The 20,062-nt window shown below is 71.5% G+C and carries 22 protein-coding genes and 1 riboswitch; of the genes, 12 read left to right on the top strand and 10 right to left on the bottom strand.

Annotated elements, in window-relative coordinates; genetic code table 11:
- Positions 1 to 86: 86 nt before the first annotated feature.
- Positions 87 to 226, bottom strand: a riboswitch (cobalamin riboswitch).
- A 122-nt stretch (positions 227 to 348) separates the two neighbouring features.
- The 3 genes from ACTMVF_RS37950 to ACTMVF_RS37940 form a co-directional block, all read right to left on the bottom strand.
- Positions 349 to 570, bottom strand: a complete 222-nt coding sequence (locus ACTMVF_RS37950; RefSeq protein WP_441275636.1) for a hypothetical protein — start codon at positions 568 to 570, stop codon at positions 349 to 351.
- A 43-nt stretch (positions 571 to 613) separates the two neighbouring features.
- A complete protein-coding gene (locus tag ACTMVF_RS37945) occupies positions 614 to 1,849 on the bottom strand; it encodes an anion permease (protein WP_441275635.1) in 1,236 nt (411 codons plus the stop codon).
- 175 nt (positions 1,850 to 2,024) lie between these two features.
- Complete coding sequence (locus tag ACTMVF_RS37940) at positions 2,025 to 2,774, bottom strand: lysozyme (RefSeq protein ID WP_441275634.1); 750 nt, start codon at positions 2,772 to 2,774, stop codon at positions 2,025 to 2,027.
- Positions 2,775 to 2,991: 217 nt separating this feature from the next.
- Between ACTMVF_RS37940 and ACTMVF_RS37935 the strand changes: the two genes are divergently transcribed.
- The 3 genes from ACTMVF_RS37935 (at position 2,992) to ACTMVF_RS37925 (ending at position 6,628) form a co-directional block, all read left to right on the top strand.
- On the top strand, positions 2,992 to 3,723 hold the full coding sequence (locus ACTMVF_RS37935) for a class II aldolase/adducin family protein (RefSeq protein WP_441275633.1): 732 nt from the start codon (positions 2,992 to 2,994) through the stop codon (positions 3,721 to 3,723).
- A gap of 141 nt (positions 3,724 to 3,864) precedes the next feature.
- Positions 3,865 to 4,992 (top strand): alpha/beta hydrolase, encoded by a 1,128-nt coding sequence (locus ACTMVF_RS37930; RefSeq protein WP_441275632.1) that lies wholly within the window; start codon positions 3,865 to 3,867, stop codon positions 4,990 to 4,992.
- 226 nt (positions 4,993 to 5,218) lie between these two features.
- Positions 5,219 to 6,628 carry a hypothetical protein gene (locus tag ACTMVF_RS37925; RefSeq protein WP_441275631.1) on the top strand — a complete coding sequence of 470 codons (1,410 nt, stop codon included), beginning with the start codon at positions 5,219 to 5,221 and terminating at the stop codon, positions 6,626 to 6,628.
- A 12-nt stretch (positions 6,629 to 6,640) separates the two neighbouring features.
- Here the strand turns inward: ACTMVF_RS37925 and ACTMVF_RS37920 are convergent, their stop codons facing one another.
- Complete coding sequence (locus tag ACTMVF_RS37920; RefSeq protein ID WP_441275630.1) at positions 6,641 to 7,078, bottom strand: VOC family protein; 438 nt, start codon at positions 7,076 to 7,078, stop codon at positions 6,641 to 6,643.
- A 253-nt stretch (positions 7,079 to 7,331) separates the two neighbouring features.
- Here ACTMVF_RS37920 and ACTMVF_RS37915 point away from each other — a divergent pair, with 253 nt between their 5' ends.
- From ACTMVF_RS37915 to ACTMVF_RS37900, 4 genes are all read left to right on the top strand, one after another.
- On the top strand, positions 7,332 to 8,150 hold the full coding sequence (locus tag ACTMVF_RS37915; protein ID WP_441275629.1) for a hypothetical protein: 819 nt from the start codon (positions 7,332 to 7,334) through the stop codon (positions 8,148 to 8,150).
- A 92-nt stretch (positions 8,151 to 8,242) separates the two neighbouring features.
- Positions 8,243 to 9,841, top strand: coding sequence for an ABC-F family ATP-binding cassette domain-containing protein (locus ACTMVF_RS37910; protein WP_441275628.1), 1,599 nt, complete (start codon positions 8,243 to 8,245; stop codon positions 9,839 to 9,841).
- Between the two features lie 335 nt (positions 9,842 to 10,176).
- Positions 10,177 to 10,395 carry a helix-turn-helix domain-containing protein gene (locus ACTMVF_RS37905; RefSeq protein ID WP_019758351.1) on the top strand — a complete coding sequence of 73 codons (219 nt, stop codon included), beginning with the start codon at positions 10,177 to 10,179 and terminating at the stop codon, positions 10,393 to 10,395.
- Between the two features lie 131 nt (positions 10,396 to 10,526).
- The gene (locus ACTMVF_RS37900) at positions 10,527 to 11,330 is read left to right on the top strand and encodes an enoyl-CoA hydratase/isomerase family protein (RefSeq protein ID WP_441275627.1); all 804 of its coding nucleotides are present in this window, start codon (positions 10,527 to 10,529) and stop codon (positions 11,328 to 11,330) included.
- A gap of 27 nt (positions 11,331 to 11,357) precedes the next feature.
- On the opposite strand, the gene ACTMVF_RS37895 is transcribed toward ACTMVF_RS37900, so the two are convergent.
- A complete protein-coding gene (locus ACTMVF_RS37895; RefSeq protein WP_441275626.1) occupies positions 11,358 to 12,080 on the bottom strand; it encodes a nucleopolyhedrovirus P10 family protein in 723 nt (240 codons plus the stop codon).
- An 87-nt stretch (positions 12,081 to 12,167) separates the two neighbouring features.
- Here ACTMVF_RS37895 and ACTMVF_RS37890 point away from each other — a divergent pair, with 87 nt between their 5' ends.
- From ACTMVF_RS37890 to amaP, 5 genes are read left to right on the top strand one after another with little or no spacing between them, the layout of a single operon-like run.
- Positions 12,168 to 12,647: an Asp23/Gls24 family envelope stress response protein gene (locus tag ACTMVF_RS37890; protein ID WP_441275625.1), complete on the top strand. Its 480-nt coding sequence runs from the start codon at positions 12,168 to 12,170 to the stop codon at positions 12,645 to 12,647.
- Positions 12,648 to 12,704: 57 nt separating this feature from the next.
- On the top strand, positions 12,705 to 12,890 hold the full coding sequence (locus ACTMVF_RS37885; RefSeq protein WP_441275624.1) for a hypothetical protein: 186 nt from the start codon (positions 12,705 to 12,707) through the stop codon (positions 12,888 to 12,890).
- Complete coding sequence (locus tag ACTMVF_RS37880) at positions 12,887 to 13,270, top strand: Asp23/Gls24 family envelope stress response protein (RefSeq protein ID WP_441275623.1); 384 nt, start codon at positions 12,887 to 12,889, stop codon at positions 13,268 to 13,270. Before ACTMVF_RS37885 ends, ACTMVF_RS37880 begins: the two co-directional genes overlap by 4 nt.
- Positions 13,267 to 13,950 carry a DUF6286 domain-containing protein gene (locus ACTMVF_RS37875; protein ID WP_441275622.1) on the top strand — a complete coding sequence of 228 codons (684 nt, stop codon included), beginning with the start codon at positions 13,267 to 13,269 and terminating at the stop codon, positions 13,948 to 13,950. The genes ACTMVF_RS37880 and ACTMVF_RS37875 overlap by 4 nt, the downstream gene beginning before the upstream one ends.
- 5 nt (positions 13,951 to 13,955) lie before the next feature.
- Positions 13,956 to 14,534 carry an alkaline shock response membrane anchor protein AmaP gene (gene amaP / locus ACTMVF_RS37870; protein WP_441275621.1) on the top strand — a complete coding sequence of 193 codons (579 nt, stop codon included), beginning with the start codon at positions 13,956 to 13,958 and terminating at the stop codon, positions 14,532 to 14,534.
- A 69-nt stretch (positions 14,535 to 14,603) separates the two neighbouring features.
- Here the strand turns inward: amaP and ACTMVF_RS37865 are convergent, their stop codons facing one another.
- The 5 genes from ACTMVF_RS37865 to ACTMVF_RS37845 all read right to left on the bottom strand — a co-directional run bounded on the left by ACTMVF_RS37865 (position 14,604) and on the right by ACTMVF_RS37845 (position 19,826).
- Positions 14,604 to 15,359 carry an SDR family oxidoreductase gene (locus ACTMVF_RS37865; protein WP_441275620.1) on the bottom strand — a complete coding sequence of 252 codons (756 nt, stop codon included), beginning with the start codon at positions 15,357 to 15,359 and terminating at the stop codon, positions 14,604 to 14,606.
- Positions 15,360 to 15,364: 5 nt separating this feature from the next.
- The gene (locus tag ACTMVF_RS37860; RefSeq protein ID WP_441275619.1) at positions 15,365 to 17,152 is read right to left on the bottom strand and encodes a glycoside hydrolase family 15 protein; all 1,788 of its coding nucleotides are present in this window, start codon (positions 17,150 to 17,152) and stop codon (positions 15,365 to 15,367) included.
- Between the two features lie 189 nt (positions 17,153 to 17,341).
- Positions 17,342 to 17,686: a hypothetical protein gene (locus tag ACTMVF_RS37855; RefSeq protein WP_441275618.1), complete on the bottom strand. Its 345-nt coding sequence runs from the start codon at positions 17,684 to 17,686 to the stop codon at positions 17,342 to 17,344.
- Positions 17,683 to 18,270, bottom strand: coding sequence for a sigma-70 family RNA polymerase sigma factor (locus ACTMVF_RS37850; protein ID WP_441275746.1), 588 nt, complete (start codon positions 18,268 to 18,270; stop codon positions 17,683 to 17,685). The genes ACTMVF_RS37855 and ACTMVF_RS37850 overlap by 4 nt, the downstream gene beginning before the upstream one ends.
- Before the next feature lie 17 nt (positions 18,271 to 18,287).
- Positions 18,288 to 19,826, bottom strand: coding sequence for a sodium:solute symporter family protein (locus ACTMVF_RS37845; protein ID WP_441275617.1), 1,539 nt, complete (start codon positions 19,824 to 19,826; stop codon positions 18,288 to 18,290).
- Between the last annotated feature and the right edge of the window lie 236 nt (positions 19,827 to 20,062).

Raw genomic sequence — 20,062 nt, 5'->3', positions numbered from 1 at the left:
TGGGGTCAGACGCGGGTCTGATACTGCATGTCGATCGGCAGGCGAGCATCGCGTTATGTCCTCACTCAGGGTGTCCACGCCCTGGTTCGACGAGACCGGCGGCGAGAGTTCCTGGCTCCCGGGGCTATCTACCCCGGTGACAGTGGCGGGACCGCGCCGGACTTTCACCGGCTTCCTCTTCTGCCGCCGTACATGGCTCCGGAAGTCCACCACGGGGTTGGAAGGGGCGTCAACTTGCCGTTGACCTGCGACAGCGGAGTGTGCAGAACCCCACACCGGAGTCGAAAGCGCCCTGCCCGCCACCGTCGTGAGACGGAGGCGGGCAGGGCGGATGCGGAGGCCGGTGTGTCAGGCCACGATCAGATAGATGCCGTAGGCCACAGCCGCCGCACACGCGGCGAAGCACGCGTACGCGCCGGTGACCGCCAGGGCGGCCGAACCGCCCTGGGCCGAGGCCTTCTCCTGGCGGGACAGGCCCGCGATACCGAGGGTGAACAGGCCCACCAGGGCCACCGTGACCACGAGGCTGACGCCGAAGACGGAGCCGAGGGCCACCCAGTCGATCTTCATGATTCTTCTTTCCGGGTAACTGGGGTGAGTAAACGGCCGGGTGTCAGACCGTGGCCTGCGAAGGCGTCGGCTCGGAGGACGGGGCCGGGATCGTGGCCGCCAGGTCCTCGGTCACCGTGCCGCCCGTAGGAGGCGGGGTCACGGCGGCCATCGCCGTGGTGACGACACCCGCCGGCTCGTCGGTCTCGTTGACGTTCGTGTGGTCGACGACCTCACGGCGGGAGATCTTCCAGATGGCGGCGCTGGAGGCGACCAGGAACACCGCGACGAGGGCCGTGCCCCAGGCGCCGAAGCCGGTCACGTACTCGGCGAGCGCGCCGACCAGTGCGGCGGCCGGGAGCGTGAGGCCCCAGGCGACGAACATGCGGGTGGCCGTCGACCAGCGGACCACGCCGCCCTTGCGGCCGAGGCCCGCGCCCATCACCGCGCCGGAGACGGAGTGCGTGGTGGAGAGGGAGAAGCCCAGGTGGGAGGAGGCCAGGATGACCGTCGCGGCGCTGGTCTGGGCGGCGAAGCCCTGCTGCGGCTGGAGGTCGGTCAGGCCCTTGCCCATGGTGCGGATGATGCGCCAGCCGCCGAGGTAGGTGCCGAGCGCGATGGCGATGCCCGCGGAGAGGATGACCCACATGGGCGGGTCGGAGTCGGGGGCGAGGGTGCCGCCGGCGACCAGGGCGAGGGTGATGATGCCCATCGTCTTCTGCGCGTCGTTCGTGCCGTGGGCCAGCGAGACCAGGCCGGCGGAGGCGATCTGACCGGCGCGGTAGCCCTTCTTGGACGCGTTGCCGTCGGCCTTCTTGCCGAGGGAGTACGTCAGGCGCGTGGCCAGCAGCGCGGCGATGCCCGCGACCAGCGGGGCGGCGATCGCCGGGATCAGCACCTTGGTGACGAGCACGTCGCCGTGGACCGCGCCGACGCCGGCCGAGGCGATGGTGGCGCCGATCAGGCCGCCCATGAGGGCGTGCGAGGAGCTGGAGGGCAGTCCGACCAGCCAGGTCAGCAGGTTCCAGAGGATCGCGCCGACCAAGGCGGCGAAGATGACCTCGGGACGGATGCCGGTCTCGTCGACGAGACCTTTGGAGATCGTGTTGGCGACCTCCACCGAGAGGAAGGCGCCGACAAGGTTCAGCACGGCGGACATGGCCACCGCGACCTTGGGCTTGAGCGCACCGGTCGAGATGGTCGTGGCCATCGCGTTGGCGGTGTCGTGGAAACCGTTCGTGAAATCGAACGCGAGTGCGGTTACCACCACAATCGCGAGGATCAGCGAGAAGTTTTCCATTTACCCAGGCAATCGTTCGAGGTCGTTGTCCGGACGAACGTAGGTAACCTGAGTGAACGGAAGATGAACTGAGGCAGGCCGCACGGTGTCCTGCGGAGGGGGTTGTTCTGACGGAAGCGGAGATTGCTGCTCCGCCGGTCTCGTCGGTCATCGCACGGCCCAGGCGCCGCAAGGCTCAGGAGCCCCGGGCGAACTTCCTCAGCTGGGTCATCGACCCGTTGAAGAGATTCTGGTCACCCGGCAGGCTGCCGCTGCCGTTGTCGTACTGCCAGATGGTCCAGAACTGCCATCCGGCCGGCAGTGCCCCCGCGGTCGCGGAGTCGTAGCGGGCTATCCACAGTGCGTGATTCGAGGCGAAGGCGCGGCTGGCGCCGGTGCAGGTGTTCCACCAGTGCGTGGTGGTGTAGATCACCGGACGACGGCCGGTCAGCCGTTTCACCTCGTTGCTGAAGGACTGGATCCAGCTGACCATCTTCGCCTTGCTCAGCCCGTAGCACTTGTGCCTGCTGTACGGGTTGTACTCGATGTCGAGCGCGGGCGGCAGCGTCCAGCCGTCCGACGTCCAGCCGCCGCCGTTGCGCACGAAGTGCGCCGCCTGCGTCTTGCCCGACGACTTGTTCGGCAGCGCGAAGTGGTACGCGCCGCGCATCAGGCCCACGTTGCGCGAGCCGTTGTACTGCTGGTTGAAGTACGGGTTGCGGTAGGTGTGGGACTCGGTCGCCTTGACGTAGACGAACTTGGCGCCCTTCGCCTTCGCGCTCTGCCAGTTGACGTTCTTCTGGTGGGACGAGACGTCATGCCCCTTGGGCTTGCCGGCCGCCGCGGCCGGAATCTCGACGAGTGCGGTCCCCCCAAGGGCGAGCGCTGCCACGGATGCCGCTATGAGGCGGGAGCGGTGGCGGGACGGTTTGCGATCACGAGCCATATTTCCCCCCGGAATGGCGACGTGCACGACAAATCCCCCAGAGATTACTGGAGGGTCGTTGAATGCCGATCGATCCCCGGCCAAGCATGGGAAGAGGGTGATGTATCCGCATATGTGTACTTCCGGACGCCCGTCTTCCGCCCTAAAGTGCCCCGCCCCGGTCGTGAGTTGAGGCCGCGTCGCACTCTCGGCCGACCCCGGCTGGCAGGATCGCGGTATGGCTGAGGAGCGGCGGGACCAGCGAGGCGCGCGGGATGCGCGGGAGGGTGCACAGGAAGTGGGGGAGCCGTGGGGCAGGCGTGTGCGCCCCGAGGAGGCGGACGCCTGGGAGTCCCTCGTGGCGACGGCCCGCCGGACCGTGTCCGAGGGGCTGGTCGTCGGCACGTCCGGCAATGTCTCGGTGCGCGTCGGTGACACGGTGCTGGTCACGCCGTCCGGAGTGCCGTACGACCGCCTGACGCCGCAGGACGTGACGGGGGTCGACCTGGACGGCAGGCAGGTGCTCGGCGCGCTGGTGCCGACGAGCGAGCTGCCCATGCACCTCGCCGTCTACCGCGCCACGGACGCCGGCGCCGTCGTCCACACCCACGCGGTCCACGCGACGGCCGTCTCGACCCTGGTCCCGGAGCTCCCGCTGATCCACTACATGGCGGGCGCCCTCGGCGGTCCCGTCCGGGTTGCCCCGTATGCGACGTACGGCACCCAGGAGTTGGCCGAGAACATGCTCCGTGCCCTCACCGACCGCACCGCCTGCCTCCTCCAGAACCACGGCACGATCACCTACGGCACGACCCTGGACCAGGCCTACGACCGCACGGCCCAACTGGAGTGGATGTCCCGCCTGTGGCTCACGGCGTCGTCGGTACCGGGTCTCGCGCCGACGCTGCTGTCGGAGGGGCAGGTGGCGGAGGCGGGGGAGAGGCTGCGGGGGTATGGGCAGCGGGGGTGACGGTTACCTCGACGCCGGTCCAGGCATTTCAGCCCTCAGGGACGGGACGGGTAGGGGCGGCGGGGGCGAGGAAAACGGGACCCTCACTCCAACCCGCCCTCCCACTGGCCGCTCCACCCGTCCGCCCGGACACTGGAACACGTGCGCACTGTCAAAGCGACGGCCGCCGCCGTCACCGTGGCCCTGGCCGCCGGTGCCGCCACCGTGGCGGCCGGCCGATTCGCCAGCGGAGCCGCGCTGACCGCGCCCGCGGGCCGCCCCCTGCCCACCGAACCCAAACTCACCGTGCACGCCACGGCCGCCGGCCAGATCGCGCTCACCCGCGACCTGGCCTCCCTGCGCCCCGGCACCTACGGCCTCTCCGGCGACGGCTCACACGCGGTCGTCGGCCCCGTCCTCGCCGCGGCGAACCACTCCGCCGACACCGTCATACGCCGTCTGGAACGCGTCACGCACGGCACCCTCCGGCCCGGCGACAGCGTCTGGCTCACCCCCAACGTTCACGTCGGCAACCCGAGCGCCGCCCTCGGCCTCGACCACGCCGACGTCGACATCCCCGGCGAACTCGGCGGCCTGCCCGCATGGTTCGTCCCCGGCGCCCGCGACACCTGGATCATCGCGGTGCACGGCCTCGGCACCACCCGCGAACACGCCATGAACGTCATGGAGTTCCTGAGCGGCCGCCACTTCCCGGTCCTCGCCCTCGCCTACCGCGGCGACCTCGGCGCACCCCGCCCGCCGGACGGCCTGAACCACTTCGGCGAGACCGAGTGGCGCGACCTGGACGCGGCCATGCGCTACGCCGTGCGGTACGGCGCCAAGCAACTCGTCCTGCTCGGCTGGTCCACCGGCGCGACGATGGCACTGCGCGCCGCCGCGCACTCGGGGCTGCGTGACCATGTCTCGGGCCTCGTCCTGGACTCCCCGGTGCTCAGCTGGGAAGCCACCCTGCGCGCTCTCGCCACGGCTCGCCACACGCCGAGCGCGTTGCTGCCGCTCGCGGTCCGCGCGGCACAGGGCCGCACCGGCCTGCACGCCGACCGCGGCCACGACACAGGCGCCCCCGACCGCCTCACGGTGCCGACGCTGATCTTCCACGGCCCCGACGACAGGGTCGCCCCCTGGACCCTCTCCCGCCGGCTGGCCGACGCCCACCCCAACCTGGTAGCCCTCAACACGGTCAAGAATGCTCCCCACGCCGCCATGTGGAACGCCGACCCGGAGTCCTACGAGGAGTCCCTGCGCCGCTTCATCACACCGCTCATGTGACGCAACACCGCTCATGTACGCGGCCGAAGCGGCACCCCTCCGCACCTGCTCGGACCTTGCCCGCCACCCGGCTCCCCGCACCGGTCCCACAGATTCCGTTTAACCCCGTACCACTGGCCTGTTATGAGTCCCTCGCCACCCGCCGGGCCCCGTGCGTTGGCCCTCTCCGTCGCCCCTCGTGACATTCCGTTTGGGTTTTCGGACCGTCAACCGGAAGACTGCACCCGTGACGTCCCGTATCCCGCGCGACTCCAGGCTTCGACTCGTCCGCCCGCGACCCCTGGCCGCCGCCCCCTCAGCTGTGAACCAGCGGCGCCCACGCCGCCCCGCGCCCCGTCCTCCGGAGGGCACCCCGGCCCGGTCCGAGCTGGCCAGAATGGCTCGCTCCGGTCTGGCCGGCGCGGCCCGCGTCGCCCACTGGGCCGACGCCGCGCTGCGCCCCGGCCGTGACGGTGGGAACCCCGACGGCAAGGGCACCCTCTCCGACGCGACCGCCGAACGCGCGGCCCAGGACCTCGGCCTGACCGTCGCTCAGGTCCGCGCCGACTGGGACACCGCCCGCCTCGCGGGCCTCGTCGAGGTGCACGGCGACAGCGCCCGCCCCGGCTGGCGGCTGCGCGCCTGGGACCGCGACGACAGCGCCGTACTGCGCGGCTGGGTCGCCTTCTTCGACGCCTGGTCGCTCGCCCACCCGGAACCCGAGCAGCACGAGCACGCCGCCGCCGTGGCCGACGTCGTCTCGGCCATGCCCCAGGTGCTCTCCTTCCTGCAGCTGTCCGCCGGGCCGGTCCCGGTGGAGCAGCTCCTGGACCTGCTGGAGCAGCGGGTCACCGAGCTGCGCACCGAGCGCTGCGAGATCCCCTACGGTCCCCAGCCCGAGCCGGCCGCCGACGCGGCAACGGCCGCTGAGGACACCCCCCTCGCGCCCCTCCTCGACTGGGCCCTGCACGCTCTCGCCTCCGTCGGCGCCCTCACCTACGGCGACGGCCAAGCCACGCTCACCCCGCTCGGCAACTGGGCGGTCTGGGTCAAGCTGGAGCAGATCTGCGTCGCCGCCCAGAGCCCCGCCGGGAACATCGAGCGGTCCGCCGAGGACATGCTCCGCGGCTGCGCCCAGCTCCGCCCGAACGCCGCCCGCGACGAATACCGCGCCTGGCTCGCCGCCCGCCCCGTCGGCAGCGCCGTCACCGAACTCCTCGACGCCGCCCGGGGCGAGGACGCCCTGCTGCGCGGCCTCGCCTTCGAGGCGCTGCGCGTCGTCGGCGCCCCCGCCGAGCCCGATGTGCGTGCCGTCCACGACGAGCCGACGCTGCGGCCCTACGCCCTGCTGTGGCTCGCCGAGCACGACGGCGTCGACCCCGAGGACGCCCACGAGGTGCTCACCCGGGAAGAGGCCACCTGGCTGTGGGTCGACACCGCCGCCGCCGTCGCCGACCACGGTGAGGCCCCGATGCTCGTACGGCACCTGGAGTCCGCGGTGCAGCCGACGGTGCCGATGCTCCTGGACGAGGTGCGTGCCGTCGGCCATCCCCGCACCGTGCAGGTCCTGGTCGCGCTCGCCGCCGCGCACCCCGACCCGGCGCTCGCGAAGGCCGTACGCCGCGCCGCCTTCCAGGTGCACACCGGGGGGAACTGAGCCGGACCGGCGTCAGCCCTTCATTTCCGGGGCGTAGGTGCCGAAGCTCCACACATTGCCCTCGACGTCCCGGGCCATGTAGTCCCGCGAGCCGTAGTCCTGGTCCGTCGGGGGCATCAGGATCTCCGCGCCGTGCTCCACGGCTCGTCGGTGGTGTGCGTCGACGTCGTCCACGACGACGTACACCCCGGTGGTGCCCGCGTCCTTCATCACCTTGTCGAAGACGCTGCCGGTGCCCTTCGAGCCGAGCATCACCGCGCCGTTGCCCTGCATCAGCTCGGCGTGTGCCACCGAGCCGTCCTCGCCCTCGTACACCGCCAGCTCCGTGAAGCCGAAGGCCTCCGTGAGCTGCTTGATCGCCGCCTTCGCGTCCGCGTACAGCAGCGTCGGGTAGATGCTCGGACGCCCACCGCTCGTGCCCGCCATGCCGATCACCCCTTCGTGATCCATCGCAGTGATCCTTGCTCGTGATCCTTGCTGTCGACGGCCGGAATTCCGACCCGCAGCCAGTCTTGCAGCGATCACTGACAACGGCCCGCGAGCCGAGGCCGCCATGCGGGGGACAGGCCGGGGCCTCCCCGCCGTGTCCCGACGGTAAGGCCCGCGACTCCCCGCGGGGGTGACTACGCTCTGCGCCGGGTCCGCTGGAAGGCGGGTCCGGGACGGGCCCAGAAGGCTCCGAGACGGGCTCCAAGGGGGCGTGATGGCCGCTCTGCCGGTCGAGGCAGTCGACGCGACCGCGGCTCTCGGTGCCGCTCCCGAGCCCCCGGAGCCCCCCGCGGCCACCCGCTCCCGGCTGCTGCCGACCGCTCTGGCCCTCCTCGCGATCCCGCTCCTGGCGCTCGCCCACCACGCACGCCCCACCCCCTACGGCGACCACCTCACCGTCCACGCCGTCCATGCCGACCACGCGCGCGTGGATCACGCCGCCCCCCGGCACCCGACCCCACCGCCCCCGACAGCACTGCGCACCCGCGCCGCGACCCTGGAGGCCTACGCTCCCCGCACCGGCACGACCCTGTGGCGCTACACCCGCGAAGGACGCCGCCCCTTCACCTCACTCCACGCGCGCGGGGAGACCATCACGCTCTGGGACGACGGCATGGTCACCGACACCGACGGCCGTTCCGTGCGCTGGCACCGCGCCCTGCCCGCGGCCGCCGAGTGGCTCCCGGCCCAGGGCGGCACCGGAGTCCTGCGCCCCCTCGGCCGCGGCATCCTCGGCGTCGTGACGCCGCGCGGCGTCCTGGCGTACCGCATCGCCGACGGCGATCTGCGCTGGGTGCTGCCCGCCCGTGAGGGCTGCGCCTTCGAGCCCGCACGTGCCGTACATCACGATGGGGCGCTTCTCGTCGCCCAGCCCTGCCCCCACGCGGCCTGGACCGCCCAGCTCATCGCCGTGGACGACCTGGGACGAGTCGTCCCGCACCGCAGACCGCTCGGCAATGAAGTCGTCGAGGAAGGCGGCAGTCCCCGGCTCGAACACCCGAACCCAGAAAAAGTGGTTGCACAGCCCCGTTAGACTGACCGCATGGCCATTCTCCTCGCGCATTAGACGGCGGGAACGTCCTCAGCCGCCCTTCCCGCCACCTACCCCCGCTCTGGAGTCTGTCCGTGATCTCCGCCTCCGGTATCGAGCTGCGCGCCGGTGCGCGCGTCCTCATCGAGTCCGCGACCTTCCGCGTAGCCAAGGGCGACCGCATCGGTCTCGTCGGCCGCAATGGCGCCGGCAAGACGACCCTCACCAAGTGCCTCGCCGGCGAGGGCATCCCCGCCGGCGGCACCATCACCCGCTCCGGCGAGGTCGGCTACCTCCCGCAGGACCCCCGCACCGGCGACCTCGACGTCCTCGCCCGCGACCGCGTCCTGTCCGCGCGCGGCCTGGACGTACTGATCCGCAAGATGCGCGAGAACGAACAGCGCATCGCCAACGGCCAGGGCGCGACCCGCGAGAAGGCGCTGAGGCAGTACGAGCGCCAGGAGACGGAGTTCCTCACCAAGGGCGGGTACGCCGCCGAGGCCGAGGCCGCCACCATCGCCGCCGCGCTCAACCTGCCCGACCGGGTGCTCGGCCAGCCCCTGCACACCCTCTCCGGCGGTCAGCGCCGCCGTATCGAGCTCGCCCGCATCCTGTTCTCGGACGCCGACACCCTGCTGCTCGACGAGCCGACCAACCACCTCGACGCGGACTCGATCGTCTGGCTGCGCGACTACCTGAAGACCTACCGCGGCGGCTTCATCGTCATCTCCCACGACGTCGACCTGGTCGAGACGGTTGTCAACAAGGTGTTCTACCTGGACGCCAACCGCGCCCAGATCGACGTCTACAACATGGGCTGGAAGCTCTACCAGCAGCAGCGCGAGGCCGACGAGAAGCGCCGCAAGCGCGAGCGGCAGAACGCCGAGAAGAAGGCCGCCGCACTCCACTCGCAGGCCGACAAGATGCGCGCCAAGGCCACCAAGACCGTCGCCGCGCAGAACATGGCCAAGCGCGCCGACCGGCTCCTCGCGGGCCTCGACGCGGTGCGCCAGCAGGACAAGGTCGCCAAGCTGCGCTTCCCCGAGCCCGCGCCCTGCGGGAAGACCCCGCTGATGGCGGAGGGCCTGTCGAAGTCGTACGGCTCGCTGGAGATCTTCACCGACGTCGACCTGGCCATCGACAAAGGCTCGCGCGTGGTCATCCTGGGCCTCAACGGCGCGGGCAAGACGACCCTGCTGCGCCTGCTGGCCGGGGCCGAGCAGCCGGACACGGGCGCGGTCGTGCCCGGCCACGGCCTCAAGCTCGGCTACTACGCCCAGGAGCACGAGACCCTCGACCCCGAGCGCACCGTCCTGGAGAACATGCGCTCGGCGGCCCCCGACCTCGACCTCGTCGAGGTGCGCAAGACGCTCGGCTCGTTCCTCTTCTCCGGCGACGACGTCGACAAGCCCGCCGCCGTCCTCTCCGGCGGCGAGAAGACCCGCCTCGCCCTCGCGACCCTGGTCGTCTCCTCGGCGAACGTCCTGCTCCTCGACGAGCCCACCAACAACCTCGACCCCGCCAGCCGCGAGGAGATCCTCGGCGCGCTGCGCACCTACAAGGGCGCGGTCGTGCTCGTCACCCACGACGAGGGCGCCGTCGAGGCGCTCCAGCCGGAGCGGATCATTCTGCTGCCGGACGGTGTCGAGGACCTGTGGGGCGCCGACTACGCGGATCTCGTCGCCCTGGCTTGATCGAATGCGTGATCACCGGCGTATGGATCATTCGGCCTATCGGTGATCCATCATCTGTGTGAGATCTCCTCGTACCGAGGTGTGTACTACATCGATTTCACGGCCGAGTCCTTTATCGACAAGGGCTCGGCCGTCGCGCGTCCCTGACCTGGCATTTCGCGAAAGAACCCGTTCGGCCGTACGGACAAGTCGCGGCGGAATTGCAGATTCCGCATGTGGGGATGTGCTCCTGTCGTCAAAACCATGTCTCACGGACCTTGCCGAATGGGTGGCCATGAAGGCCCGGAGGGGTGATCATGAGGAGACCAGAGCGCACTTCCCATGAGGAGGCACGGGTGGCCGAGACTCTGAAGAAGGGCAGCCGGGTAACCGGCGCCGCGCGCGACAAGCTCGCGGCAGACCTGAAGAAGAAGTACGACTCCGGTGCGAGCATTCGGGCACTGGCCGAGGAAACCGGCCGCTCGTATGGCTTCGTGCACCGGATGCTCAGCGAGTCGGGCGTCACGCTCCGTGGGCGTGGCGGTGCGACGCGAGGCAAGAAGGCCGCCGGCTGAGACCGGGCGGCCCATCGGCTTCGATGGTGGCCACCCGGTCGGTCGGTTGATCGGCCGGGTGGTTACTGTGCAGTCACTTAGGGGGTGCCCTCCGGGCATCCCGTGATGACCGCACGCATCGGAGGCACCCCATGGCTTCGGCCGACCAGGAACTCGCTCCCCTGCTCGACAAGAACGGCGTACGGCTCACCGTCGACGGCGCGATCGCCACGGTGACGCTGAACAACCCGGCCAAGCGCAACGCGCAGAGTCCCGCCATGTGGCGGACGCTCGCCGAGGCCGGGCAGTTGCTGCCGGGCAGCGTGCGTGTCGTCGTGCTGCGCGGTGAGGGCAAGTCCTTCTCCGCGGGGCTCGACCGGCAGATGTTCACGCCCGAGGGGATCGAGGGCGAGCCTTCGTTCATCGAGCTCGCGCGCAGCAGCGACGCCGAACTGGACGCTGCCATCGCCGAGTTCCAGGAGGGCTTCTCCTGGTGGCGGCGCAACGACATCGTGTCCATCGCCGCCGTACAGGGCCACGCCATCGGGGCGGGCTTCCAGCTCGCGCTCGCCTGTGACGTGCGCGTCGTCGCCGACGACGTGCAGTTCGCCATGCGCGAGACCAGCCTCGGGCTGGTGCCGGACCTGACGGGCACGCATCCGCTGGTCGGGCTGGTCGGATACGGCCGTGCGCTGGAGATCTGTGTCACCGGCCGTTTCGTGCTGGCCGAGGAGGCCGTGAGCAGCGGCCTGGCCAACCTCGCGGTGCCCGCCGAGCAGCTCGACGACGCCGTACGGGATCTGGCGGGGGCCGTCGTGGCCGCGCCGCGGGATGCCGTGATCGAGACCAAGGCGCTGATTCGTGGTGCCGTGGACCGGACGTACGACGAGCAGCGCGGCGCCGAGCGCGCTGCGCAGGCGCGGCGGCTGCGGGACCTGGCCGGCCTCGGCGACTGAGCCATGCGCTGCTGAGCCATGCCCTGATCAGCCGACGGCCGTGACCAGTACCGCCACCGTCGGGCGATCGGCCAGCGCCTCGCCCACCCACTCGCGGACCTCCCGGGCCACCTCCACGGACCGGCGGTCCGCGCTCACCGCGATCTCCACGCGCACGTGACGGCGCGGCAGGGCGGCCTCGTCCTGCCGCTCCTCGATGTGCACGGCACGGCCCAACCCGCCCAGAGCGCCCGTCAGCTCGGTCACGCCTGGTACCGCCAGGGCCGCGGCGGCGACGCGCTCCTCGTCGGGGCTCCCGGGCTCGGCGGCCCGCGTCGGCTCGGGCTGCCGTACAGGAGCGGGTTCCGCGTCCTCGTCGAGCAGGGCCGTCACCCGTAGGTCCACCTCGGTCACTGTCAGGCCAAGGCCTTCCGTGGCCGCGGTGGCCAGCAGGCCACGCAGCCGATCCGCCGTCGTGGGCAGCGCCTCGGCCGCCGTCGCCGCGAAGTCCGCCGTCACCCGTAGGGGCCCGGGCGGCAGTGCGCTCGGCGGCGGCGGTACGGCCGCCTCGTCGGCGTCGTCCGGGTCGATGAGCGCGATCCGGAGCGCGTCCAGCCGTACCCCGCGCATGTCCTCGGCCGCGCGCCGCAGTACCAACTCGGCCGCCTCCTCGGAGATCCACGCGCCGTCGTGCGGGCCGCCCAGGGGCAGGAGCCTGCCGAGGCGCAGCTGTCGTTTCACTGCCTGTGTCCACCGGTCCGTCGTCGTCATTCCTCCAGCCTGCCGCATCCCTGGCGCGCGATCGCGTAACCGCGATTAACGTGGTCAAAGGACGACAACCGAAAAGGATGTACGGCCATGACTGAGACGTCGGAGCAGACCCGGGGGACGGAGGGCGAGGCCCTCAGCACACGAAAGACCCAGGCGCCCAGGCGCGGCGGGGGAGACCCCGGTGCCCGGGGGCGGACGACCATCGCGGACGGCGTCGTGGAGAAGATCGCCGGGATGGCCGCACGTGATGTGGACGGCGTGCACGCCATGGGCAGCGGACTGTCGCGGACCTTCGGGGCCGTGCGCGACCGGGTGCCCGGCGGTGGGCCGAAGTCGGTGACGCGGGGCGTGAAGGCCGAGGTCGGCGAGGTACAGGCCGCGCTCGACCTGGAGATCGTGGTCGAGTACGGCGTGTCGATCGCCGACGTGGCCCGGGACGTCCGCGAGAACGTGATCACCGCCGTCGAGCGGATGACCGGCCTCGAAGTGGTCGAGGTCAACATCGCGGTGAGTGATGTGAAGCTTCCGGAGGAAGAGGAAGAGGAACCGGAGCGCCGGATCCAGTGAGGCATCGGCGACCGACAACTCGGCGGCGGCGGCCGCTGAGGAGCTGAGGAGCGCACCATGAGCATGGCCGTGGTCGGCATGATCGCCGGCATGGCACTGGGCTTCGCCGGATACTTCGGCGGATTCGGCGCCTTCCTGCTGGTGGCGGCCCTGGGCGCCGTCGGTTTCGTCGTCGGGTGGTTCCTGGAGGGCGAGTACGAGCTCGGTGACTTCTTCCGGCGCCGTGACGAACGGCGGCGGTGAGGCCGGTGAGCACGGGGGCCGGTGAGCTCGGCAGACCCCTTCCCGTCGTTCCGCCGGGTGAGCGCGGGGCGACCCGGATCGCCGACCGGGTCGTCGCGAAGATCGCCTCGCAGGCCGCACGCGAGGCGGTGGGCAAGCCGGCCGAGGACGCCAACCGGCCCTACGCCGACGTCGTCGTCGCCCACGACACCGCCCGCGTCCGTGTCCACCTCGAACTCGACTACCCCACCGACATCGGCGCCCGATGCGCCGCCGTGCGTCGGCATGTCGCGGAGCGGGTAGGCGCGTTGGTGGGCATGGAGGTGCCGGAGGTCGCCGTGCACGTGGAGCGGCTGCACCCGGCGCCCGGACAGGGCGCGGCACACGGGAGGACGCGATGAGCGAGTCCCAGGGCTCCGAGGGCACCACACAACGACTGCCGGTCATGGAGAAGACGACCGAACCCGACCACCCCCTCGATCAGTCGGCGTCGGCGGCGGACTACGATCCGCCGCCCCCGGTCGACGACAAGGGCGGCGGCGAGGGCCGCTTCTGGTCCGTACGCCGGATCCCGGCCGCGATCACAGCGCTGCTGCTCCTCCTCGGCGCCGGCGTCTTCCTGTACGACATCGCCGCCGTGCGGGCCGACCGGACCGCCATGCGCTGGCGCCGCGAACTGGCCCACCAGCTCGCCGAACGCCCCCTCGACGACATCTGGGTACTGGTCGGCGCGGGCGTCGCCGCGGCCCTCGGCCTGTGGCTGCTGGTCCTGGCCACCACGCCCGGCCTGCGCTCGGTCCTGCCGATGCGGCGCACCCACCCCGACGTCCGCGCCGGCCTCCACCGCGACCTGGCCGCCCTCGTCCTGCGCGACCGGGCCATGGAGGTCTCCGGGGTCCAGTCCGTACGGGTACGGATGGGCCGCGCCAAGGCCGATGTCCGCGCGGTCTCGCACTTCCGCGACCTGGACGACGTACGCGCCGAACTGGACGCCGCGCTCGCCGACGCGATCAGGGGCCTGGGGCTGGCCCGGCCGCCCTCGCTGTCGGTGCGGGTACGGCGGCACGGACGGAAGGGGTGAGGGCCGTGCTCAGGGTGGTCAACCGGGTGTTGATCGGGCTCGTCGGACTGGTGCTGCTCGTGATCGGCGGCTCCGTACTGGCCGTGGGACTGGGGCTGGAGCCCCCCTCCTGGTGGATCCACGACAGTCGGCACGACGTCCTGCTCAGCGACGCCGAGCGGACCCGCTGGCGAGACGACGGCTGGTGGTGGCCGACCGTGATCGCCGTGCTCGCCGTCCTGGTCCTGCTCGCCCTGTGGTGGCTGACCTCGGTCCTGCGCCGACGCCGCCTCGCCGAGGTCCTGGTCGACACCGGCGACGGCGAGGGCGCCCTGCTGCGGGGCCGGGCCCTGGAGGGCGTACTGGCGGGCGAGGCGCAGGGCCTGGAGGGCGTCCACCGCGCCCACGTCCACCTGCGGGGCAGGCGCAGCACCCCCGAGACTCAGGTACGGCTCCACCTGGAACCGCACGTGGACCCGGGCACCGCTCTGAACGACCTCACGGCCCAGGCCCTGACCCACGCCCGCAATTCGGCGGGCCTCGCATCATTGCCGACAGAGGTCCGCTTGCGGGGCGTCAAGCACCGTGCTGAAAGGGTCAGTTGACGTCCCTGAGGCAAGGGGCGCGCGGAAGTGCGCGACAAGCCCCCACGAACCGTTGGACGGCAACGGCGCTCAGAACCCGTGCCGCATCCCGCCATCCACGGGCAACATGATCCCCGTCAGATAAGACGCAGCCGGAGACAACAAAAACGCCGCCGCACGCCCGAACTCCTCCGGCTTCCCATACCGCCGCAACGGAATCCGCGACTCGTTGGCAGCCCGAGTGGCGTCAGGATCCGCCGACATGCCATCCAGCTCCCGCACGCGATCCGTGTCAATGCGGGACGGAAGCAGTCCCACGACCCGAATCCCCCGCGGCCCCAACTCATCCGCAAGGGACTTGGCGAACCCGGCCAGCCCGGGCCGCAGCCCATTCGAGATGGTCAGCCCCGGAATCGGCTCATGCACCGACCCCGACAGCACGAACCCGATGACCCCGCCCTCGTCCAGTTCCGCCGCTGCCGCCCGGGCAAGCCTCACAGCGCCCAGAAACACCGACTCGAACGCGGTCTGCCACTGCTCATCCGTGTTGTCCGCGACAAACCCGGCAGGCGGCCCGCCGACGCTCACGAGAATGCCGTCGAACCCACCGAACCGCTCACGCGCGGTGGCGATCAGCCGGGCCGCCGCCGCCGGATCGGCGTTGTCGACGGCCACCCCCACGGCATTCGGCCCCAGCTCGGCAGCCGCGGCGACGGCCCGCTCGGTGTCCCTCCCGGTCAGAACAATCTTCGCTCCGTCGGCCACGAGCTCCCGTGCCGCCGCGTTGCCCAGTCCACGGGTGGCCCCCGTGACGACGTACACCCGGTCCTTCAGTCCAAGATCCATGGCCCCTATCCTGCCCCGTCGTCCCCGAACAGGGCGAGGGCGGTGTTCACCAGGCCGATGTGACTGAAGGCCTGCGGGAAGTTGCCGAGCTGGCGTTCGGCCACCGGGTCGTACTCCTCGGACAGCAGGCCCACGTCGTTGGCGAGCCCCACCAGCCGGTCGAACAGCTCGCGTGCCGCCCGCGTACGACCCGTCATGTGCAGCGCCTCCGCGAGCCAGAACGAGCAGGCCAGGAACGTGCCCTCGCCGCCCGGCAGCCCGTCGATCGTCGTCTCGTCGGTGCTGTAGCGGCGCAGGAAGCCCTCATGGCTGAGGTCGGCGCGGATCGCGTCGATGGTGCCGGTGACGCGCGGGTCGTCCGGCGGCAGGAAGCCGACCCGCGGGATGAGCAGCAGCGCGGCGTCGAGTTCGCGGGAGCCGTAGGACTGCGTGAAGGTGTTCCGCTCGGCGTCGTAGCCCTTCTCGCAGACCTCGCGGTGCACCTCGTCACGCAGTTCGCGCCAGCCGTCGAGGTCGCCCTTGAGCTTCGGGTTCTTCTCCAGGGTGCGCACGGCCCGGTCCGCGGCCACCCACACCATCACCTTCGAGTGCACGAAGTGGCGGCGGCCGCCGCGCACCTCCCACAGCCCCTCGTCCGGCTGCCGCCACTCCGAGCGCAGCCACTCCATGAGGGAGGACTGGAGCGCCCACATGTGCGGCTTGATGGGCAGGCCTGCTTCCCGGGCCAGTGCCAGGGTGTCCATGACCTCGCCGTACACGTCCAACTGCAGCTGTTTCACGGCCTCGTTGCCGATGCGTACGGGGCCGGAGCCGGCGAAGCCGGGCAGCCACGGCACCTCGAACTCGGGCAGCCGACGCTCGCCCGCCAGGCCGTACATGATCTGCAGGTCGGCCGGGTCGCCGGCGACCGCGCGCACCAGCCAGTCGCGCCAGGCCTTGGCCTCCTCCCGGTAGCCCGCCGACAGGCCCACGTTCAGCAGGAGGGTGGAGTCGCGCAGCCAGCAGTAGCGGTAGTCCCAGTTGCGCACGCCGCCCAACTCCTCGGGGAGCGAGGTGGTGGGGGCGGCGACGATGCCGCCGGTGGGCCGGTAGGTGAGGGCCTTGAGGGTGATCAGGGAGCGGACGACGGCGTCGCGGTACGGGCCGTCGTAGCGGCACTGCCCCGCCCACTTCCGCCAGTCCCGGACGCTGGCGTGCAACGCCTCGTACGGGTCGATGAGCGGCGGGCGCGGCTCGTGCGAGGGGTGCCAGGTGAGGACGAACGCGACCGTCTCCCCCTTCTCGACCGTGAACTCCGAGTGCGTACCGAAGTTCTTGCCCCAGGTGTGCACATGGGGTTCGCTGCGCAGCCAGACCGAGTCGGGGCCGGCGACGGCCACCCGGTGCCCGTCGGTCTTGCGCACCCAGGGCACGATCGAGCCGTAGTCGAAGCGGAGCCGCAGGGTGCTGCGCACGGTGACGCGGCCGTCGAGGCCCTCCACGATGCGCACGAGGTCGGGGGCGCGGTCACGTTGGGGCATCAGGTCGGTGACGCGTATCGCGCCCTCGTCGGTCTCCCACTCGGTGTCGAGGACCAGCGTGTCGCGGCGGTAGGCGCGGCGGGCGCAGGGGCCTTTGACGTGTTTGGGGGCGATGCGCCAGTGGCCGTTGTCGCTGTTGCCGAGGAGTCTGGCGAAGCAGGCTCCCGAGTCGAAGCGGGGCAGACACAGCCAGTCGACGGAGCCGTCCCTGCCGATCAGAGCGGCCGTCTGTTCGTCGCCGATGAGGGCGTAGTCCTCGATGCGCCGGTGCACGCAATTGCGGGTTCCCCAAGGGCCGGTGGGCCAATCCGGGTGCGGCCGGGGGAGTGATACGCCCGGCTGGGGCCCGGTGACCGACATGCCTGCCCGGGATCCGGTGGCCGAAATGTCTGCCCAGGATCCGGTGGCCGAAATGTCTGCCGGGGATCCGGTGAGTCATGTGCCCGCCGGGGATCCGGTGAGTCATGCGCCCGCCGGGGATCCGGCGAGTGATGCGCTCGCCGGGGCCGAGGTGAGTGACAAGTCCGCCGTGGACCCCGTGCCGGAGAAGATCACGCCGGGATCGGCCGGGGTCTGATTGAGGACCCACAGTCCGATCAGCGTGGCCAGGGCGAACACGACCGCGACGAGGACGGCGAGGACGAGCCGGCGCCGGCGTTCCCGGCGCAGCCACTCACCGCGCGCCGTGCGGTAGGCGTCGGGCGCCGCCTGCACCCCGTCGGCGAGCGCGGAGAGCGCCTCGCGCAGCTCCCGCTCCGTGCGGTCCGCACTGGTGCCACGCGACCCAGTCGCATCTCGATGCGTCATCGCCGGGCCTCCATTGCCTGGGTCAGGGCGGCAAGGCCGCGCGCCGTATGGGTCTTGACGGATCCACAGGAGATTCCCATGGCCGCGGCGATCTCGCTCTCCTTCAGCCCGAGCCAGTGCCGCAGCACCAGCGCCTCGCGCTGCCGGGCCGGCAGCTGCTGGAGCGCGTCGATCAGCACACGCTGGTCGTCGCGCAGGAGCGCGGTGCTCTCGGCGGAGGCGACGAGCTCGTCGGCCGGCTTCTCCACATGTCTGCGGGCCACTTGGAGGTGCCGTATCCGCATCCGCGTCAGATTGCACACGGTGGAGCGCAGATAGGCCTCCGCCGCCTCGGTGTCCCTCAGGCGCCGCCACTTCCGGTAGATCTGGTAGTAGGCCTCGGCGACCACGTTCTCCGGATCGTCGGCGCCGAGCAGGACGGCGAGGCGCAGCATCGAGGAGTAGTGCAGCTCGAACAGGCGGGCCAGGCCCGCCTCCCGCTCCAGGTCCGCGGGATCGCTCACCGTCGGGGCGAGGGGCACGGCCGGCACGGGGGTGCTCGCGGCGGCGGTGCCGCCGAGCGGCGGAGCCGCATTCCGGTGCAGTGCGTCTCGGTGCTGTCTCACGGTTGGTTCGCTCCCGTCTCGGGGCGCCGCCTGACGCTCAGGCGTGACGGCAGGTCGGTGAGGTCGGCGCCGCGCGGGACGCCGAGACGTTCGAGCACCGCGGTACCGGCCACGGCGACGGTCAGGTTGAGGACCAGGGCGGCGAGCCCGGCGTAGATCTCCGGCCCGGAGCCCAGGGGCACGATCGACGAGAACCCCTCCCTTACGACCATGAAGGTCCCCGCCACCATGCCCACGCCCCACCCGGCGAGCAGCGCCCGCGGATGCAGCCGCCCGGTGAACAGCCCCACCGCTACGGCCGGGAAGATCTGCAGCATCCAGACCCCGCCCAGGAGCTGGAGGTTGATGGCGTCCTGGTCACGCAGCCCGAACACGAACGCCACCGCGCCCACCTTCGCGGTGAGCGACACCGCCTTGGCGATGCGCACCTGCCGTTTGGGCGTGGCCGTCGGATGGACGTACTCCACGTACACATTGCGTACGAAGCTGGTGGCGGCCGCGATCGACATCACCGCCGCCGGGACCAGTGCCCCCACGGTGATCGCCCCGAACACCAGCCCGGCCAGCGGGGCCGGCATCAGCCGGTCGACCAGCATCGGTACGGCGGCCTCGGCGCCGCCCGCCGGGGCGCGCACGCCCGTCGCGAGGGCCGCGATGCCGAGGAAGCCGAAGAGGGCGAGCAGCCCGGTCCAGGCGGGCAGCGCCACGGCCACCTTGCGCAGCGTCTGCGGGCCGTCGGCGGCGAAACCGGCGGTGAGCACGTGCGGGTACATCAGCAGGGCGAGCGCGGAGCCGAGGGCGAGGGTGGTGTAGGCGGGCTGCTGCTCGGGGGTGAGGAGCAGCGCCGGGCCGCCGATGCGCTCGGCCGCCCCGTCGAAGACGGCACCCGGGCCGCCGAGCCGTGCGAGGACCAGCCAGGTCACCGCGGTCAGCGAGACGAAGACGGCCACGGCCTTGAGTGCCGAGATGACGGTGGGGGCACGCAGCCCGTGCCGGTAGGTGGCGACGGCCAGCCCCGCGAACAGGGCCACCATCACCAGATCACCGGCCGCGCCCCGCGGATACACGCCCCCGGCCGCCAGCACCGCCCGTATGCCGAGCAGCTGCAGCGCGAGATACGGCATCGTCGCGAGGATCCCGGTCAGCGCGACCACCAGGGCCAGCGGCGGCGAGCCGTACCGGCCGCGCACGAAGTCGGCCACCGTGACGTAGCCGTGCCGGCGGGCCACGGTCCACAGCCGGCTCAGCAGCACGAAGGCCAGCGGGCAGACGATCACCGTGTACGGCACCGCGAAGAAGGCGGGCGCGCCGTTGCCGTACGCCAATCCCGGTACGGCGGCGAAGGTGTACGCGGTGAAGATCGTGCCGCCGAGCAGCAGCCAGGTCCACACCGGGCCGAGGCTGCGGTCGGCCAGCGCCCAGCCCTCCAGGGAGGGCAGCTTCTCGCTCGGGTGCAGGCGCCGCGCGGTCACGGCGAGCAGCGACGCCCCGCCGATCACGGCGAGGAACGTCGCGGTCATGGCGCCGTCGGCCATGGGTCACCGTCCTTGGTGTGCCTGGGCCTGTGACTGTGCCCTTGCGCGAGAGTTGCGCGGGCGGCCCGAACGGATGACAGAAGACGGGCGGGAAATTTCCCGGAAATTCGCTGTCAACCGGTCCGAGGGGGTGGGCAACTCTTGCACAGACCGACAGCGAGCGGGAGGGGAGCTCCGGCCCCCGCCTGCCTGTCGAGCTGCTGAGTCACCTCTGACTCGTCTTCCAAGGAGCCGCC

Source organism: Streptomyces sp. SD31 (assembly GCF_052068475.1).
Taxonomy (GTDB): Bacteria; Actinomycetota; Actinomycetes; order Streptomycetales; family Streptomycetaceae; genus Streptomyces.
The sequence above is the reverse complement of the archived record's forward strand: the minus strand, read 5'-3'. Positions and strand labels throughout refer to the sequence as shown.

Coding starts and splice junctions, on each gene's coding strand:
- ACTMVF_RS37945 (WP_441275635.1), bottom strand. CDS start 1,849: ATGGAAAACTTCTCGCTGATCCTCGCGATTGTGGTGGTAACCGCACTC.
- ACTMVF_RS37950 (WP_441275636.1), bottom strand. CDS start 570: ATGAAGATCGACTGGGTGGCCCTCGGCTCCGTCTTCGGCGTCAGCCTC.
- ACTMVF_RS37940 (WP_441275634.1), bottom strand. CDS start 2,774: ATGGCTCGTGATCGCAAACCGTCCCGCCACCGCTCCCGCCTCATAGCG.
- ACTMVF_RS37885 (WP_441275624.1), top strand. CDS start 12,705: ATGAGCATGGCCGTGGTCGGCATGATCGCCGGCATGGCACTGGGCTTC.
- ACTMVF_RS37890 (WP_441275625.1), top strand. CDS start 12,168: ATGACTGAGACGTCGGAGCAGACCCGGGGGACGGAGGGCGAGGCCCTC.
- ACTMVF_RS37855 (WP_441275618.1), bottom strand. CDS start 17,686: ATGACGCATCGAGATGCGACTGGGTCGCGTGGCACCAGTGCGGACCGC.
- ACTMVF_RS37865 (WP_441275620.1), bottom strand. CDS start 15,359: ATGGATCTTGGACTGAAGGACCGGGTGTACGTCGTCACGGGGGCCACC.
- ACTMVF_RS37915 (WP_441275629.1), top strand. CDS start 7,332: ATGGCCGCTCTGCCGGTCGAGGCAGTCGACGCGACCGCGGCTCTCGGT.
- ACTMVF_RS37875 (WP_441275622.1), top strand. CDS start 13,267: ATGAGCGAGTCCCAGGGCTCCGAGGGCACCACACAACGACTGCCGGTC.
- ACTMVF_RS37935 (WP_441275633.1), top strand. CDS start 2,992: ATGGCTGAGGAGCGGCGGGACCAGCGAGGCGCGCGGGATGCGCGGGAG.
- ACTMVF_RS37845 (WP_441275617.1), bottom strand. CDS start 19,826: ATGGCCGACGGCGCCATGACCGCGACGTTCCTCGCCGTGATCGGCGGG.
- ACTMVF_RS37920 (WP_441275630.1), bottom strand. CDS start 7,078: ATGGATCACGAAGGGGTGATCGGCATGGCGGGCACGAGCGGTGGGCGT.
- ACTMVF_RS37895 (WP_441275626.1), bottom strand. CDS start 12,080: ATGACGACGACGGACCGGTGGACACAGGCAGTGAAACGACAGCTGCGC.
- ACTMVF_RS37900 (WP_441275627.1), top strand. CDS start 10,527: ATGGCTTCGGCCGACCAGGAACTCGCTCCCCTGCTCGACAAGAACGGC.